This is a genomic window from Nostoc sp. DedQUE02 (genome assembly GCF_034531035.1).
Classification (GTDB): Bacteria; Cyanobacteriota; Cyanobacteriia; order Cyanobacteriales; family Nostocaceae; genus Nostoc.
Genome location: NZ_JAVRBY020000003.1, coordinates 126,359 through 143,494, shown reverse-complemented (window position 1 = coordinate 143,494; position 17,136 = coordinate 126,359). Strand labels below are relative to the sequence as shown.

The following is a 17,136-nucleotide window of genomic DNA, read 5'->3' as shown; positions in this document are numbered from 1 at the left end:
TGATGAGAAAAACCCTTGCTTTCCTTTCCTTGAGTCTGGGAATTGCCCTTATAAACCCTTTGTGGTCGGCTGTTGCTCAGGTTCCTAACTTACTGCCGTTGCCAATACCGACTACTCCCGATTTCTCGCCTATACCAATACCAATTACTCCTGAAGTAACGCCGCCCCTAAAACCAATTGCTATCGGCAGCGATTGTACACTCCGGCCGACTTGCTTGGGTTGGGATGAGCAAATTTGGGGTCAAGGAGGTAGAACAGGCGTTGGCGCTTCGCCCACCGGAGGCGATCGCAATGCGTTGTTGGCTTCCATTGATAACAGTCTGCTTTACCTAACGAAGAATGAGGCGATCGCAGCATATCAAAATTATCCTATGAAGGAAATTACCCTCGATCGCGTCCGTCGGAGTTTGGTACGCTTCCGCCAACTGGTTGTCAGTTCTAAGTCAGCAGCGCAATTACAAGCTGCTGTCCGCAGGGAGTTTGTCTTCTACCAGTCTGTGGGAAACGATGGCAAGGGTACTGTTAAATTCACTGCTTACTACGAACCTGTTTACACCGCCAGCCGTGTTAGGACTTCAATATATAAGTATCCCCTTTATCGCCTGCCACCTGATTTCAGCCAATGGCCCAAACCCCACCCAAAACGAATAGATTTGGAAGGGAAGGATGGTTTAAAAGGGAATAAGAGCAAGTTACGCGGTTTAGAACTGCTTTGGTTCCGCGATCGCCTAGATGCATACATGGTACATATCCAAGGTTCTGCCCAAATTAAATTAACCAATGGCAAAACAACCTCAGTTGGCTATGCAGGTGGAACTGATTACCCTTGGACTAGTATCGGCAAAGAACTAGCCAAAGATGGCAAACTTCCACTATCAGGATTGACAATGCCACGGATGATTAGTTACTTCCGGGCAAAGCCGCAGGAGTTGAGCAATTATCTGCCACGCTGGGAACGTTTTATTTTCTTCCAAGAAACAGGCGGTACAGGAGCTACTGGTAGTATTCATGTGCCAGTAACAGCAGAACGTTCTATTGCTACAGATAAGTCTCTCATGCCACCGGGAGCGCTAGCGCTGATTTACAACTCATTTCCCTATCCTGCTGGTGGTGGCAAATTAGAGAGGCGTACCGTCAGCCGCTTTGTACTCGATCAGGATACAGGAAGCGCCATCAAAGGCCCCGGACGGGTGGATTATTTCATGGGGTCTGGTAAACTAGCAGGCGATCGCGCTGGCATCACAGGCGGTAATGGTTTACTATATTATTTGCTTCTAAAAGAATAGGGCATTGGGCATTGGAAAGAGACAGAGGGGAAGGGTGCTGATTCTTCTCCCTTGCTCCCCTGCTCCCCTGCTCCCCTGCTCCCCTGCTCCCACCTAATACGGCGGATAAGCAAAATCATCTTCATCAGCATAAACATAAGAGTTGGAAACTCCAGCCATTGCTAATTTAGGCGTTTCTGATTTGACAGGTTCCTTCCCAAAATCTTTGTATTCTTCAAAAGTCTTACAAATCATTGCAGACTCAAGAGAATCAGAAGCAATTAAATATTGTGTTAAAGTCCCTACCGTCGGATGTTTATAGTCTACAGTTGAAGCTACCAGAACTGTATTTGGTTCAATGCCTCTTTCTTCACACTCAATGATCGGGCAAAAAATCCCGTGAGCATGGAATAAAGGGCCTTTTGGTGTTAAAGGTTGCTTGCGGTAAACAGCATAAGCTTTTTCTAGTTCAGCGACAAATCCACTAACTACTTTGCCTTGTTGATATTCGCAGTAGGTTTTGCTGAAACTCGCTCCGGCAGCACCATTAAGTGTTAGTTGTAGTGGTGATTCATGTAAAAACTTTTGATTTTCACCCACTATAAAAATTAGATAGCGAGTAAAGGTTTTAAATTTAAGTTTGTCAGCTAAAAAAGCATCATAATTCTCTTTGAGCGTACCCAGTTTTAGACCACTTTCCCGGTCTTTAACAGACAATGGCCCCCGACGCACTAAAACCAACCGTGGAGTAGCAGTAATAAAGACCGTTTCGACTCCAGAGGTAAATTCATGCTCCACTTGCTGCCAATTATCATCTGGTACAAAGCCGACAGCCTTAGCATTATCTAGCTTAATCGCCAAACCGTGGGATTGTATGCCATCTGTGCCATACCGAGGATTAATCATCTGACACCAAGGGATGACTTGAGAAGGCGGTGCATTGAATTTCTCGTCTTCAAAGTCGAAATTAGCAGATGCTTTCATCGTTTTAGGCTATCAAAGTGTTGTATTGAACAAGTTTATGGCAGGGCGCTGAGGAAAGGAGAGCCAGTTATGTGCTGTGGTTCCCAAACTTTAGGAACTTAAACTGGCATAGTAGTTTTTCCAGAGTAAGACAGAATCAATCTATGTTGCAATCCCTGTTTCGTTTTTTAACAACAGATTCTTACTTTGGCATCTCCCTATACTCTCGGCAATTTTTTGCTATTTTCGCGCAAAAATGCGATAAAATCACTCAATCACGACTTATGCAAAAATTTGTTGATTGCCTCTATGTTGATATTTAGGTAATAGAGGAGCGCCTAAGCCATGCTGATGAATACTTTTTAGATGCTACTTTTTATTTCTCCCTTGATTAAATTCAAATCAGCAAATTACTGTGAACTTAAAGCAGCGAGAGTCTTCAAATCAGGTACTTCTAAATCAGGTTGACTGACTGCTGGTAAGTTAGTACCAACCCCTTGCTCTGCTCGACGGTTTACCCAGACTGTTGATAGTCCCAGGGATTTGGCTGTAACGATATCGTGATATACACTAGCAGCAACGTGTAATATCTGCTCTAGGGGCAAATCAATTCTCTCAATAGCTAGTCTGAAATTGTTTAAGGAGGGTTTGTAGCTTTTTACCTGTTCTGCTGTGATTATTTGATCAAATTCCACCTGCAATTGCTTTGCCGAGAAAGCAAAGAGATCGTCATCTACGTTTGAGATAATTACCAACTGAAACTTTTGCTTTAAAGCTCTAAGTGCATCAATTGTATCAGGGAAAGGTAGCCAATGTTGAATTGAATCGGCAAGTGAATTTAGTTCTTCAGCAGTTGGCTCAAAGACAAATCGTTCAGCAAATTTCTGGACTACTCTCTTTAATACTTCTCGATATTTGAGATATTCTCCAATTTCGAGTTCTGCTTCAAATTCAGCAAAAAGCTCCAAAATTTGATCGTCATCCAAATTAGTGTTATTTGCTCCTAGAAGTGGCTTTAGCACTCCTAAGATGCCATTCTCCCAATCGATTAGGGTTCCGTAACAATCGAAAGTTAAAGCTTTGTACTGATTGAAATTAATCACCTTTTTATATTCCAGAGCTTGATTAGTAGTGTTCAGTTTTCATAAACCAAAAGACGGGTGAACCCATCTGCATTGGCGCAGCTCGCGGCAGGCATCGCCAATCCAGTGTTATTTAAGTCTTTGAACATTTGTTCCATATCAGGCTATTGGTTGCCCAAACATTGGCAACATAGAGCGTTAAGGTCGTTTTACCTGACTTAGTGCTGAGTCTTCAGATAAGTAAAAATACTCAGTGGTTTTCATCGTTACCAGCTGCGTTAGAGAGCAGTGTTAACCGAAGTTCTATGAGTGTTATCCAAAAAATTGATATTACTTAAGTTTAGTGTGTGGGATAATGTTATTCCACAAGAAAATTATACCTAAGTATAGTTTGTATGGATGTTAAATTTCAGGATACACAAGAGAATACCACTGAACAATTAAACTTCACTAAACAGCCATCTCTTAGCAAGTCAACCGTAACTTTTTCGGTAGCAGAGGCAGTGGTAAAAATCCTGAAAGAGATGGGAGTACGGTATGCCTTTGGTGTTTCGGGAGGCGCGATCGCCCCAATGTGGGCTGCATTACATCAAAGCTCCATCCAGGTGCTGCACTTTCGCCACGAAGCTGGAGCAGCTTTTGCAGCCACTGAAGCGTATTTTGCTAGCGATCGCCCAGTTGTGGTATTCACTACTACAGGGCCAGGAATCACCAACGCTTTGACAGGGCTATTAGCTGCTCGTTGGGAGGGCGCTAAGGTGATTTTTGTCTCAGCTTCGACCTCAGCACCACAGCGTGGACGGTGGGCTTGCCAAGAAACTAGCACCTACACAATGCCTAGTGCCGGGATTTTTACTTCTGGGCAAATATTCCATTATGCAACCACTCTCGAATCCAGCGATGAACTCACAGAGGTTTCTCGAAGGCTTGCCCTTGGACTAGGACAACCAGGAGGATTCGTAGCTCATATAAGTATTCCTACAAATATCCAGACAACTTTACTAAAGACATCATTGCCACGAGTAACTCTATCTCACAGTGGAGCAACAGCAACTGAGGAAACAATCGCCGAATGTGTCCGATTATTATCTGAGGAACCGTTTGCCATCTGGGTAGGTTTCGGGGCACGGGGTGCTGCAAAAGAGATTCGCCACCTAGCCGAGAGAACAGGAGCGGCGGTGATGTGTTCACCACGGGGCAAAGGTATTTTTCCTGAGGATCATCCTCAGTTTGTAGGTGTTACTGGCTTCGGTGGGCATGAGTCGGTTTTGAGGTATATGCAGGAGTACCGTCCTTTACGAACATTAGTTTTAGGAACACGCTTGGGTGAACTGACCTCCTTTTGGAACCCAATGATGGCTCCTCGGAAAGGCTTTTTACATGTCGATATAGACCCAGAAGTACCAGGAACCGCGTACCCATCTGTCGAAGTTTTTGCCGTCCATGCTGATGTGAGAGTATTTGTCAAAGCATTACTGAAGTACTTTCCTGATCGTCCTGGCATATCAAAACTCCCGTTATTGCCATCAAAACGCGATGTAATCCATCCACGTGCTGACGGAAAAGTACGACCAGATGTGCTTATGAATATGATTCAACAGGTGATTATCGAACAAAGCAATGCAATTGTCATGACCGAAGTCGGTAACTCGTTGGTTTGGGCAATTCACCTGCTGCGATTTGCCAAACCTTCTCGTTTCCGAATCAGCACAGGCTTCGGGTCTATGGGACATTTTGTGACTGGTGTCGTAGGTGCCGCCTTAGCAGGGAATGGCAAGGTGGTTGCGATTGTCGGGGATGGTGCTATGCTCATGAACAGCGAAGTAAACACTGCGGTAGAATACCAAATTCCCGCTATCTGGATTGTACTCAACGACGGGCGTTACAATATGTGCAAACAGGGAATGACGTATTTGGGCTTCACCGACATAGATGCAACAATTCCCCAGGCGGATTTCGTCAAGATTGCTCAGGGGATGGGAGCTGATGGTATCCGTGTTGAAAGGGAGTACGACATCCAGGCGGCATTAGAAAAAGCGATGGCATCGCCTCGTCCGTTTGTTATTGATGTACTCATTGAACCTACTAGTTCTGCACCAATAGGAAGCCGTCTCGATAGTCTAATTTCGCAAGGCGCTACGAATTACTCAGAGGAGATTAGTTATGGTGAATCAACCAGTAGGGATTCGGGCGATCGCAGTTAGCTGCCCGAGCGTTAGACGTACTAATGATTATTACCGAGAAAAATACCCTGACTTGGTGGCTCAGGCTGAACAAAAAAGCTTGGCAAGGCTGTTTTCACTTTCTGAATCCACCCCCAGCAACGACTTTGATCAAGAAATGATGCCCTATCTCTCAGATCCCTTTCGTGGAACTGTTGAGCGATGGGTACTCGGTTCAAAAGAGTCTTCACTAACCCTAGAGTATCGCGCGGCCAAGGATGCCCTGAACGCAGCAAAGCTTTCTTCTGATGATGTTGATCTCATGATTGTTGCCTCAGTTTGGCCTGAACAAATCGGCTTTGGCAATGCTGCTTTCCTTGCTCAAAAACTGAATCTGCAAGGCGCAGCATGGAATCTTGATGGTTCATGCGGCAGTACTCCAGTGGCGCTACAAACTGCCTGTGCTCTAGTACGTGCAGGAGAATATCGTAATATTTTGGTTGTGATCTCATGCACTTACTCTCGCTTTGTTGATGAAGACAATACCATCTCATGGTTTCTTGGCGATGGTGCTGGAGCTTTTGTTATCGGTTTACTCGAACCTAATCAGGGAATACTTGGCACTAAGACGGTTCATACTGGTAACATAGGCGATCTTGTTTACTTAAATATTATGGGCGAAAAGCCAGGTAATCCACAGATTCGCATAGAGCTTCCCAAACATGCGAAAAATGTATTAAGCGAGACAGCTGAGGGGCTTCTGCATACTTGTTGCATGGGTGCGGCTGTTGCTGCTGGTGTAACTTACGAGCAAATCGACTTTTTTCTTTTCAATACACCGTTTGCATGGTTTGCTAGCTTCTGCACACGCGTTTTAGGAATCGACCCAAAGCGCACGCTCAACCTATTCCCCCAATATGCAAATATTGGGCCTGTTCTCACTGTTGCCAATCTTTACCATGCTGCACAACTGGGCAAGATTTGCGAAAATGACCTGGTTCTCATCTATGGCTATGGTGCAGCAGGAGTTGCTTCTGCAAGTGTAATCCGTTGGGGCAAAGTAGCATTAGGTACTGCCCCTCTCCAAGAATCCAACTCAGCAGTAAAAAATATTGGAAACATGAGCATAATTTCTTATTAAAATAATCTATCAAGATTGAAACGTTTATTTACAAGTTGACAGTGCAAAAAAAAATTATCGCAACAGCACTTTTCCTGTTATCTTTCACATTTCCATCCAAAGTTTTGGCAAAAAATTATGATGAGATTGTTATCTTTGGTGATAGTTTCTCTGATACAGGTAATGTATTTAGTGCTACAGAAGAAGCTATTCCTCCAAGTTCATCGTACTTTAATGGCCGGTTTTCCAATGGTTCAATCTGGGTAGAATATCTCGCATCCGATCTAGGGATAAAGTTTAATCCCAAAACTAACTTTGCTTATGGTGGTGCAACCACAGGATTCGAGAACATCGGGGTAGAAAGTCTACCGGGATTACAACAACAAATCAACAACTTTACCTTAGCAAACCAGTCTGCTGATCCAAACTCCCTCTATATTGTATGGGCTGGTACTAATGATTATTTAGATTACTTTTTTGGTGGCTCTCCAAACCCTACCCAGGCGGTCACAAATTTAATTGGGGCGGTGAAAGCACTTGCTGCTGTGGGTGCTAAAGATATTATGGTAGTTAACCAGCCAAATTTGGGTAATTTCCCAGTTACAGGCGGCAGTAATCAAACTTCTAGCATACTTAAGACTTATAGCAGTATACATAATTCCCAATTGAGGGCAAATCTTAGCTTTCTGAATCAGAAGCTAGGTTCTGATATTAACATTATCTCTCTTGATGTTGATTCCTTATACAATAGAATGATTGCGACTCCAGCAGAATTCGGGTTCACGAATGTGACCGACTCTTGCATAGGGGATTTATCGGTGGTGCCCATAAATATTTCTAAGCAACCTGTTGCTTGTACTCCAGATGAATTTTTATTTTGGGATCAAGTTCATCCCACTACCACTACTCATAAGCTCATTGCAGAATTAGCATTTTCAGCACTGAAACTAGGATCTATCCCTGAACCTTCTCCAGTATTAGGACTAATAGTCATTGGTACTTTAGGTATAGTTGGGTTTCTGAAACATAGATAGCTGCCTAAATTATGATCAGTAGATCAACAAAAAGGAATATTTGTTTTTAAGATCAGTCAGCAAAAGCAGGACTTGAAATTTTTGAATGTTTTTCAAAATATTCGCGTTTATTTATCCTTTGTATTTACTAACTTTTCTCAATGCTCAACCGCTCCTAAAGTTTTCAGAGTTCCTATGGTTGCCTCGGTTATCCCTGTAATGTTAGTGATATTCATACCTTCATAGGGTCTATAACTTCTCAAAGTTTTTATGCACTTACCTGTTGAAATATCCCAAAGCTTAATTGTCTCATCTTCACTGCAACTGGCTATAGTGGAACCATCGCTAGAAGAGGCCACTAACCAAACCCATCTAGTATGTCCCGACAAAGTTTTGAGGCATTGACCGTTTCTAACATCCCAGAGCTTCACTGTTTGATCACCACTGCCGCTAGCAAGTATGCCACCTTCAGCCTGAAATGTTACTGAGTATACAGAATTACTATGCCCTTCTAAAGTTTTCAAACACTGACCATTTTTGATATTCCATAGCTTCACTGTTTGATCGCCACTACTGCTAGCAAGTATGGTACTATCAGGACTGAAAGTGACTGACCATACCCAGTCAGTATGACCATGCAAAGTTTGAAAGCATTGGCCTGTGCTGACATCCCACAGCCTCACTATTTGGTCATGACAAGCACTAGCTAGGTAATTACCATCAGGACTGAAAGCAACTGACCAAACCCAACCTGTATGTCCTTGGAATGTCTTAATGCATTGACCTGTATTAATATCCCACAGCTTTACAGTTTGGTCATCACCGCTACTAGCTAAAATTGTACCTTCAGGGCTGAAAGTGACTGATGTGATCCGATTTTTGTGTTCCCGCAAAGTCTTGAGACATCTACCAGTACTAGCATCCCATAATTTTACTGTTTGATCTTCACTGCCACTGGCAAGAATATGACTATTGGGACTAAAGGCGACTGATGTGACTCGGCTTTTATGTCCTAACAAAGTTTTAAAACACTTGCCAGTAGTAGTATCCCACAATTTTACTGTTTGGTCATTACTGCCACTAGCAAGAATCTGACCGTCTAAGTTAAAAGCGACTGACCATACTCTATTGCTATAACCCTGCAAGGTCTTCAGGCAACGGCCAGTACTGATATCCCACAGCTTTACCATTTGGTCATCATTTACACTAGCAACTGTACAATTATCTGGACTAAAGGCTACTGACCACACCCGACAACCATGCCCTTGTAGTTTTTTGAAGGATTTACCTGTACTCACATCCCACAATCTCACTGTTTGGTCTTCACTACCACTCGCTATTGTCTGACCATCTGGACTAAAAGCTACGGAATGTACCCAGTTAATATGACCCCGCAGAGTCTGAAGACATATTCCTGTGCTGACATCCCACAGTTTCAAAGTTTTGTCATGAGAACTACTTGCCAGTGTATAACCATCAGGGCTAAAAGCAAGTGACCAAACCCAACCTGTGTGACCCTCCAAGATCATAATGCATCGACCTGTGTTGATATCCCACAGTCTGAGGGTTTGATCGTCACTGCTACTAGCAAGAATGTGATGATCTTTTGGACTAAACGCGACTGAGGACACTCTATTACCATGTCCTTCTAAAATTCTGAGGTATTGACCTGTGTTAACATCCCACAATTTAATTGTTTGGTCTTCACTCCCACCGGCTATTATACGACCATCTGAGCTAAAGGCTATTAACCCAAATCCATTACTGTAACCCTTGAGAGTCTGAAGACATTGGCCTGTGCTAGCGTCCCACAACTTAATTGTTTGGTCATTACAGCTACTGGCAATAATCTGACCATCAGGACTGAAGGCGACTGACCAAATCCAACCACTATGCCCTTTACAAGTGAGAAGTTGTTCACCGTTCGCAACTTGGTATAAATGAATCTCTCCATTAGTATCACCCGTAGCTATAAGTTTTCCATTAGGGCTAAAGGCTACCGAAAACATCCCACCCAGGGTGTCAGCAAAAACAGATCTAGTTAGATTGGCATGAGTAAAATTTACATTGTGCAAATTTACATCTTGAAGATCTGCTTGCCAAATCGTTAGATAAGAAAAATCATAGCTAGTTAGATCAGTCTCTAAATGACAAAGCAGATTAAAAATATTACCAGCCGTATATCCTGGTTCTAACGGAGATTCTGTTCGTAGGCTTACTATAATTTTGGTTAATTGATTTTCAATGTTTTTTTTACTTTTTAAGACATTAAGTAACCCATTTATAACTGGTTTGATGAGCAGACGAATTTGAGTATCTTTAACATAGTCTTTACCTCTTGCCTTCATCAGAGCATGACACCTGAATAAATCAATATTCTGAGTAACAATCTCTTCACAGACGAGTTCTATCAATCTACTAGTGACATACTCCATAACCACAGGCTGGAGAGTAAAAAGTGATCCAGCTTTTTCAATGAGTGTAGGCGTAGCCTTCTCGATTAGCGATCGCCTTCCTAAAGATTCCACAGCCTCAAGTAATTTTGCTTGTGGTAGTGGTGATACAATATCTTCTCGCAACTCTGAGAGTGTAATCGACTCCCGATTAATCGCTAGCCAGTACATTATGTCTTTTTCTAAATCTGACAAGCGCTCAAACTGCTGCTCTAAAATATCGCGAATGTCTCCAAAAACAGCCGTGTCTTGTTGCAAAAAGTTAGTCATATTACCATTAAAGATATCTTGAATGGTAGTGGCAACGATCTTCAGCGCTAATGGATTGCCTGCATAACGTTCAATTATTACTTTGCATTCATCATCTGCCGCCGATAGCCCTTTGAGTTTTAAAATTTCTTGCCCTTCGGCCACCTTCAATCCACTTAGTGGCAATGAGCGAACAGGTAACGCTTGTCCTTCCAATAATGCCACTTCTCTAGGTTTTTCACGACTAGTCAGCACCAAGCAGCTTTGGTGAGTTGCTTCTCCTACCCGTCTTAAAAGCTCACCATATTGCTCATATCCTTCTCGATAAAGTCCGGCGCGGCTACCACTGCGAAGAATTGATTCTGCATTATCAAGGATCACCAAACAGCGATGATTTTGTAAATAATATAGTAGTCGCGATACGCGATCGCCAAAGCTTTCTGGTAAATTACCTTCTGTTTCCTGTTCCTCAGATAAAAATTGGACTATATTACTGAGAACACTTTTAACAGGCGGAGCTTCTCGTAGCGATCGCCAGATCACATACTCAAAGTTGTCCTGAATTTTTTGAGCAAGTTTAACAGATAGTGTCGTTTTACCAATGCCTCCTATTCCCAATAGTGCAACCAATTGGCAATGTTCATTGAGAATCCATTGCTCTAGCGTAGTAAGTTCTTCTGTACGCCCATAAAAAACTGAGTTAAAGATAGCTTCTCCCCAATCTAGACGAGTATTTGAGCTTGAATAGTCACTTTTATCTATTTTTAAGTAAAAAGCCGAGAAAAGCTTCTCAATAGTCTGTTTGTCAACTCCACCTTCCCGATTTAAAACTTTCGAGATGGTAGCGGAATATAAACCAGAGCGCGCACTTATATCTTCAAGAGTATATCTGTTTCCAAAGTTTTCCTTTACTTCTGACTCATGCTTTGCTTCCTTAATTCTTTGTAAACCTTTGGTAGTAAGTGCAACGCCACGCTTGCGTCTCCAATTCGGTAAAGTCATGTATTAACTCACTGTTCGTATAATCATCTTTAATTAAAAGGAATTATCTACTAGGTTGTTATAAATATGAGGTGATAGTTATAACAAGCGAATAATCTCATGTCGCAGAGGATTTAAAACAGGTATATTACCAAATTATTTTCTAATGAAAACTACCTTTGGCAATTAACTTGTCTCAGTAATTCAACATCGCCTGCTCAACAGACAACCTAGACTGTAGAGCATTGCTGACATCATTCTTCAGCCGAATACTTCTTGCACTTGGGTAATAGCAGATTGTTTACGTGTGGCACTAATTATTTAATACTTGGAGTTTTCAGTAATATTTTTCGGATGTAAAGCTTAAGTTCAATCTCAAAATCTCGATTTTCACTGGTAAAGACAGTTCAGAATTGGCAATCTTGATAAGGAAACGTTGTATACATCTAGCCTATCAATCAATGAATAAAACTGCTGCACTTAAATTTCCCCATTTGGCGACCTCCACTAAAAAAAGGGCGCTGAAGCGAATTACCTTAAACTTAACATCAGATGAAGCCCAAAACCTGGAAAAGTATTGTAAACAGACAGGTAGACCAGCAATAGATGTGATTCGGGAACTTATTCAAGCCTTGCCTTGACTTTTCACGCTAAATGTGCAGAGCATTTGTTATAGATGAGTCATAGCTAAAGTAGTTGGATAAAGGTTTTCAACTTTACTCTGACGCGAATAATTCAAGAGCACTAATCATAAATTATACCCTCATAACTGAATATTTGCTATTTCAATGCTGTTGTTTGTTGCGAAAATACTAAAAAACGAAGGTTAGAAATTATTCTTTGACGGAAGTGATAACAAAATAACAATAGTCGCCAAGGTACAGAAACAGTTTCTCAGCCTTCATTGTGCAACTCAATAATAGTTATCATTTCATCTTATCTTTGACGTGCTGCGCTCGTTTGCGGCGGGCGCAGCAAGTCTTGACTAAATTTTTATGTCTTTCTCAATTATCACAATAAATTACCACTCCTTAATTTAACACCTCCAATTCAACCAAATTCTCATACTTAGATTTTGAGAATGAACTAAAGTGACATGGTTCGCAAATATACTTTCATTTCGTCAGTGGCAAAGCTCGAATGAGCTCTCGAATCACATCCGTTGCTGGTCTGCCTGTCTGCTCACAATACTTTTCAAGGTTCTTGGCTTCATTCGATGCCAGGTTTATAGTGATTCGCTTGACCGCCCATTTTTTGTTCATGTTAAAACAGATAAATCGTGTAATCATATCTTCAAATCCTGATTTTACCTTCCAACTGGAAAGTAACCTAAATTTTGAATATGCCGAGATACCCTTTCAATAGGACAGGTTGTAAACAAAGATTGCAGATGTGCTTTAATATTTTACTAACTTGTTCATAAATGATATAGAAACAACGATTTGCTGAATGAACTAAGAATTGCCGGACTTGCCAAAATGAGTGTAGGGATATTTGTTCAGTCCGTGGAATAGCAGCAAAAGACATTTCCAGTTAAATATGCGTTATCCATAACCCTTGTAGAGATGTAATACTGCTAGGTTTCTACATTAGACTTCTTGGCAAAAGTCGGGGTAAAGGTGAAGAGGAAAAGGGTAAAGAAACTCAAAATCCTTTCCCTTTACCCTAATACCAATTTTTTATAAAGCTGTATAGAATTCGATCCCCCCTAGCCCACGCCAGTCGCTCATGGGGGAAACCACGCCAGATGCTCCACTTGGGGAAACCCCAAGACCGCGCTGGCTCCCCTTATAAAGGGGGGAACCAGAAAAACATATCAAAGTCCCCCAATTTATCGGGGGATTTAGGGGGATCTAGATATGTGTAACTTCACATTAAATTGGTATAAGAGTGCAAAAATATATTTTTGCAAGAGGTCTATTCTTTTTCACTCATATCTCTCAAAAATACGCTTGCCCTTATTCCTGACGCGGTGAACCGATTCAGTATTTCTGAGGGAAGCATGCCATAGGCAGCAGCGATCGCAAAAGAAGGATGACGCGCAAAATCGCCTATGTTTACAACAAGGACAAGCGAACTCAAACGCGCTTAAAAAAAAGATAATTTCTATAAGTCCCCGTATATTTTCAACGTTTATTGATTATTGAATGTCAGGTAAAGCTAGATTATTACTAAATTGACAAAAAGTATCTCTAGGATCTAATTAATTCTAGATCCTCCAAGTTTTGCTGCATCTTTATTTGATTGTAAACCCACTTTATTCACCTGAATAACTCAGGTTATGTTGGCAAAATACCTCTTTATATCATTTTGATTAAATTAATGATTTCAGCTTAATTGAAATCAATTGATAATTAACAATATTCAACAAAGTCTTAACCTAAATTTGTACTAATTTTAACTCAACCTTTGCTTATGCTGTATGCCTTAGGTAAGAAGATTGTGTAGTAACTGTGGTAAAGTACTGTATCTACATCGGGTTTAAGATGTATTATTAGCAATAACCCAAAGCTAGAAATCAAATTGGAGGTTTTTAGGAGTTGCTGTTTACTGCATTAAGGATGGGAGATTGATGAAATTGCAACTAATCCAATTACATATATGAGCCAAATTAACTGGAGCGTAGACACATAAGACGCACAGATGCTGCTTACATAGCAAAAAACTAGCTGTCTGCGCTGACAGTACGACATTTGCATCATATTTTCTGTGGAGTTTTTTTAACTATTCTTGAGGAGTACAAATGCTTGAGGCTATCGCTGTTGCTTGGTTATTACTGTTGATTGGCGATTTTCTATCTACATTCTTTTACCATGTACCCGAGCACGTTTTCGGTAGCCTTCATTTAAAAACGCACCACTCCTGGAAGAAAGACTTCCGCCACTACGCTATTTTAACTTTTAATCCCCAGGTTCTTTTAGATGGTATCTTGGGAGCTTTGCCTTATGTACTCATAGCAGTAGTCTTGTGGTCTTTCTCTCCCATTGGCGTGATCTCTGGATTATTGCTTGGTCAGTTTCATGTATGGTGGAGACACATAAGTGTATTAGGTTGGCAAACTCCAAAGCCTGTAAATATTTTATGCCAAATTCTATTTATTACTACTCCTGAGAGACACTGGTTACATCATCACAGAACTAATTTAGGCTTTGGTGATATTTTCACTTTCTTCGAACTACCTGCACAAATATGGTTACGCTGGCTTCGACTGCTTAGACTTCGTTTTCGCTACTCTCGGATCTAACTGAAGCTACTGCTGAACGAAATACTTTTTAAAAGTCCAAAAAGAAGCTGCGATCGCAGCTTCTTTTTCTACACCAAATAAGATCATTTCAGTTTTACACTGAGCTTGTCGAAGTGCTGATTCCCAATTGCTGAGTAGTAAACCAAGAGATATCAATAACCCATAGACTTAAGTCTATACCTTTCTCTAATCAGTAAATATTTATTTATAGTTTTTCTAGAACCGAGCAAATAGTAAGCGAGTTAAAAAGACAGAATAATGGCTTTGGCAGGGAGTTTAAGGGTATTTGCTCCCGTTCAACTTCGTTGTTATATCGTTAATGTTTTTGGGAAAACTAGTCCTAATTAGTAAATTATTATATCGCTAGATTTCTATGACAATTCCTCTCTTTTCTGGAGATGCTGGGCGTAGCTTGCTTATCCGTTCGCGGAGCCTCCCGCAGGGAAGGGACACCGATAACTATAGTGAAGCAGACAGGAGGCAGGAGGCAAATAGCACAGCGTTAGCGAGCCTGCAAGCCTTGAGCAGTTTTTCTCCTGCCTTTTTTAATAAAATTAATAACTCATTTGGCTTGAATGCGGTCAATTTACAAATTGCTCTAGATGAGGTGTTTCATGTCCGCAGTTAGCTTGAGAAAGATTCTCAACAAAAAAGAGTTGCCATCTATCCTTCATAACTTAGTCTACCAGTTCAACATTGCCATTGATATTGAACTGGTAGACGGCACGAAACTAATTAGCATTGGGGAGCAAACTACGGAAAACCGATATCCAATCGAGGTGTCAGGAGAAATCATCGGTTGGGTTGTTGGGGGCGAACAGGCAACTCTACTAGCAACTTTGCTCTCGTTTCTAGCAAAGCAGGAAGTTGAGAAGAAAGAACTTGCAAAAGAATTGCTGGAGCGATACCAGGAAATTGATTTGTTTGAGGATATCTCAACTCAACTCACAACAAGCTTGGACACGCGACAAATTGGCCAACTTGTGCTTCAGGAATTGAGTCAATTGATTGAATCATCTGCGGGGATGATTTTGCTTTTGAGTCCAGATGCAACTGCGTTTGAGATAATTGCAGAATTTGGATTGTTTTTTGACCACAGTCAGCCGGAACCGGGGAAGGGAATTATTGGCAGCATTGTGCAATCTAACCGGGCGGAACTGGTTAATGATGTGCAAACCGATCCTCGATTAGAGGGACAAAAACACGTTAGTGCAATGATTTGTGTACCGTTGCGAGCCAAAGAGCGGGTACTGGGAGCGATCGCCATTGGTACGCAAAAAACCGACTGCTACAAGTCTGAACACCTGAAACTTGTGAGTATCTTTGCCTCTCAAACTGCGATCGCCATTGACAAAGCTGTGCTTTACGAACAAAGCACTCAAGTAGCTCTCCAGGCAAAAGCCCAAACACAGAAGCTTCAGCAAGCTCTCCATGAGTTGCAATTAGCTCAAACTCAGTTAATCCAAAGCGAAAAAATGTCCAGTCTCGGACAACTTATTGCTGGAGTTGCCCACGAAATCAACAACCCAGTTAATTTTATTTGCGGCAATTTAAAGTATGTTGCCGAATACACTAAAGACTTGTTACACCTGTTGCAAAAGTATCAAGAATTTCTACCTGTTGCTCCTCCAGAACTGGAATCAGAGTTAGACAATATAGACCTGGAATTTATCATCCAGGATTTTCCCAAACTGCTAGATTCGATGAAACTGGGCACAGGTCGCATCGTCGAAATTGTCCAATCCCTGAAAAACTTCTCCCGCCATGATGAAGCTGAAATGAAAGCCGTCAACATCCACGATGGCATCGATGGAACCTTAATGATTCTCCACCATCGCCTGAAAGCAGATGTTCATCGTCCGGCAATTGAAATTGTTAAAGACTATGCAACACTTCCTCTGATTGAATGCTATCCCGGACAATTAAATCAGGTGTTTATGAATATCCTGGCAAATGCCATTGATGCTTTGGAAGAAAGCATGGAAAATTGGAAACTCAAAAATAATCCTCAATCTCCAACTCCCAATCCCCAAATCACTATTCGTACCATAGCCATTGACCACCAATGGGTTGTAATTCGCATTGCCGACAACGGCCCAGGTATGAAGGAGGAAGTAATTCGCCGCATTTACGATCCCTTTTTCACCACGAAAGATATTGGTAAGGGAACCGGGTTAGGTATGGCAATCAGCTACCAAATTGTTGTAGACAGACATGGGGGAATGCTCAAGTGTCGTTCTAAACCGGGTGAGGGGACAGAATTCTGGATTCAGATTCCGATAAATTGTGCATTGTTAGACGCTACTGAAGAAGAAAATAACACCTCTGTCTCGCCAATTCCCCCAGTAAAATTATCCCCCACAGCCGATAGCGACGGCTTCATTCCATCAACAACTCCAATACTAAAACCGACGGATTTGCTGATCCGGCACACTCAACTGATCGAGCGACTTTCACAGCACAGTCCAGATGTGGAAACTGCATCACCCGATCAACTTTATCAGATGTTTCAACACCACCCAATTTCATTAAAGCTTTACGCCACTTTGTTGTCTTGGTTCTGTTGTTCTAACCCTACCCAAATACGCCGCTAAATAAACCTCA

General features: G+C 41.7%; 12 protein-coding genes. 8 read left to right on the top strand and 4 right to left on the bottom strand.

The annotated features are described in order from the left end of the window. The first annotated feature begins 2 nt into the window (after window positions 1–2). Window positions 3–1,286 (top strand): murein transglycosylase A, encoded by a 1,284-nt coding sequence (locus RMX98_RS04600; RefSeq protein WP_322676857.1) that lies wholly within the window; start codon window positions 3–5, stop codon window positions 1,284–1,286. 93 nt (window positions 1,287–1,379) lie between these two features. Here the strand turns inward: RMX98_RS04600 and RMX98_RS04595 are convergent, their stop codons facing one another. Then, window positions 1,380–2,249, bottom strand: a complete 870-nt coding sequence (locus RMX98_RS04595) for a DUF5895 domain-containing protein (RefSeq protein WP_322676707.1) — start codon at window positions 2,247–2,249, stop codon at window positions 1,380–1,382. A gap of 389 nt (window positions 2,250–2,638) precedes the next feature. Continuing rightward, a complete protein-coding gene (locus tag RMX98_RS04590; RefSeq protein WP_322676706.1) occupies window positions 2,639–3,331 on the bottom strand; it encodes a haloacid dehalogenase type II in 693 nt (230 codons plus the stop codon). A gap of 374 nt (window positions 3,332–3,705) precedes the next feature. Between RMX98_RS04590 and RMX98_RS04585 the strand changes: the two genes are divergently transcribed. Genes RMX98_RS04585 through RMX98_RS04575 form a run of 3 tightly spaced genes read left to right on the top strand, consistent with a single transcriptional unit; the run spans window position 3,706 to window position 7,626 of the window. Further along, a complete protein-coding gene (locus RMX98_RS04585) occupies window positions 3,706–5,514 on the top strand; it encodes a ScyA-related TPP-binding enzyme (protein WP_322676705.1) in 1,809 nt (602 codons plus the stop codon). Beyond that, complete coding sequence (locus RMX98_RS04580) at window positions 5,474–6,613, top strand: 3-oxoacyl-ACP synthase III family protein (protein ID WP_322676704.1); 1,140 nt, start codon at window positions 5,474–5,476, stop codon at window positions 6,611–6,613. The genes RMX98_RS04585 and RMX98_RS04580 overlap by 41 nt, the downstream gene beginning before the upstream one ends. A 41-nt stretch (window positions 6,614–6,654) precedes the next feature. Beyond that, entirely contained in the window at window positions 6,655–7,626 is a 972-nt protein-coding gene (locus RMX98_RS04575) for an SGNH/GDSL hydrolase family protein (RefSeq protein ID WP_322676703.1), read from the top strand. Window positions 7,627–7,763: 137 nt separating this feature from the next. Here the strand turns inward: RMX98_RS04575 and RMX98_RS04570 are convergent, their stop codons facing one another. After that, entirely contained in the window at window positions 7,764–11,309 is a 3,546-nt protein-coding gene (locus RMX98_RS04570) for an NB-ARC domain-containing protein (RefSeq protein ID WP_322676702.1), read from the bottom strand. Window positions 11,310–11,749: 440 nt separating this feature from the next. Here RMX98_RS04570 and RMX98_RS04565 point away from each other — a divergent pair, with 440 nt between their 5' ends. After that, the gene (locus RMX98_RS04565; RefSeq protein WP_322676701.1) at window positions 11,750–11,929 is read left to right on the top strand and encodes a CopG family transcriptional regulator; all 180 of its coding nucleotides are present in this window, start codon (window positions 11,750–11,752) and stop codon (window positions 11,927–11,929) included. A 474-nt stretch (window positions 11,930–12,403) separates the two neighbouring features. On the opposite strand, the gene RMX98_RS04560 is transcribed toward RMX98_RS04565, so the two are convergent. Beyond that, window positions 12,404–12,550, bottom strand: a complete 147-nt coding sequence (locus tag RMX98_RS04560; RefSeq protein ID WP_094348756.1) for a ribbon-helix-helix protein, CopG family — start codon at window positions 12,548–12,550, stop codon at window positions 12,404–12,406. 1,481 nt (window positions 12,551–14,031) lie between these two features. Here RMX98_RS04560 and RMX98_RS04555 point away from each other — a divergent pair. The 3 genes from RMX98_RS04555 to RMX98_RS04545 all read left to right on the top strand — a co-directional run bounded on the left by RMX98_RS04555 (window position 14,032) and on the right by RMX98_RS04545 (window position 17,126). Beyond that, window positions 14,032–14,532 carry a fatty acid hydroxylase gene (locus RMX98_RS04555; protein ID WP_322676700.1) on the top strand — a complete coding sequence of 167 codons (501 nt, stop codon included), beginning with the start codon at window positions 14,032–14,034 and terminating at the stop codon, window positions 14,530–14,532. Window positions 14,533–14,905: 373 nt separating this feature from the next. Continuing rightward, the gene (locus RMX98_RS04550; RefSeq protein ID WP_322676699.1) at window positions 14,906–15,160 is read left to right on the top strand and encodes a hypothetical protein; all 255 of its coding nucleotides are present in this window, start codon (window positions 14,906–14,908) and stop codon (window positions 15,158–15,160) included. Further along, window positions 15,147–17,126 (top strand): ATP-binding protein, encoded by a 1,980-nt coding sequence (locus RMX98_RS04545; RefSeq protein WP_322676698.1) that lies wholly within the window; start codon window positions 15,147–15,149, stop codon window positions 17,124–17,126. The genes RMX98_RS04550 and RMX98_RS04545 overlap by 14 nt, the downstream gene beginning before the upstream one ends. The last annotated feature ends 10 nt before the right edge of the window (window positions 17,127–17,136 follow it).

Coding starts and splice junctions, on each gene's coding strand:
- RMX98_RS04600 (WP_322676857.1), top strand. CDS start 3: ATGAGAAAAACCCTTGCTTTCCTTTCCTTGAGTCTGGGAATTGCCCTT.
- RMX98_RS04595 (WP_322676707.1), bottom strand. CDS start 2,249: ATGAAAGCATCTGCTAATTTCGACTTTGAAGACGAGAAATTCAATGCA.
- RMX98_RS04585 (WP_322676705.1), top strand. CDS start 3,706: ATGGATGTTAAATTTCAGGATACACAAGAGAATACCACTGAACAATTA.
- RMX98_RS04580 (WP_322676704.1), top strand. CDS start 5,474: ATGGTGAATCAACCAGTAGGGATTCGGGCGATCGCAGTTAGCTGCCCG.
- RMX98_RS04570 (WP_322676702.1), bottom strand. CDS start 11,309: ATGACTTTACCGAATTGGAGACGCAAGCGTGGCGTTGCACTTACTACC.
- RMX98_RS04565 (WP_322676701.1), top strand. CDS start 11,750: ATGAATAAAACTGCTGCACTTAAATTTCCCCATTTGGCGACCTCCACT.
- RMX98_RS04560 (WP_094348756.1), bottom strand. CDS start 12,550: ATGAACAAAAAATGGGCGGTCAAGCGAATCACTATAAACCTGGCATCG.
- RMX98_RS04555 (WP_322676700.1), top strand. CDS start 14,032: ATGCTTGAGGCTATCGCTGTTGCTTGGTTATTACTGTTGATTGGCGAT.
- RMX98_RS04550 (WP_322676699.1), top strand. CDS start 14,906: ATGACAATTCCTCTCTTTTCTGGAGATGCTGGGCGTAGCTTGCTTATC.
- RMX98_RS04545 (WP_322676698.1), top strand. CDS start 15,147: ATGTCCGCAGTTAGCTTGAGAAAGATTCTCAACAAAAAAGAGTTGCCA.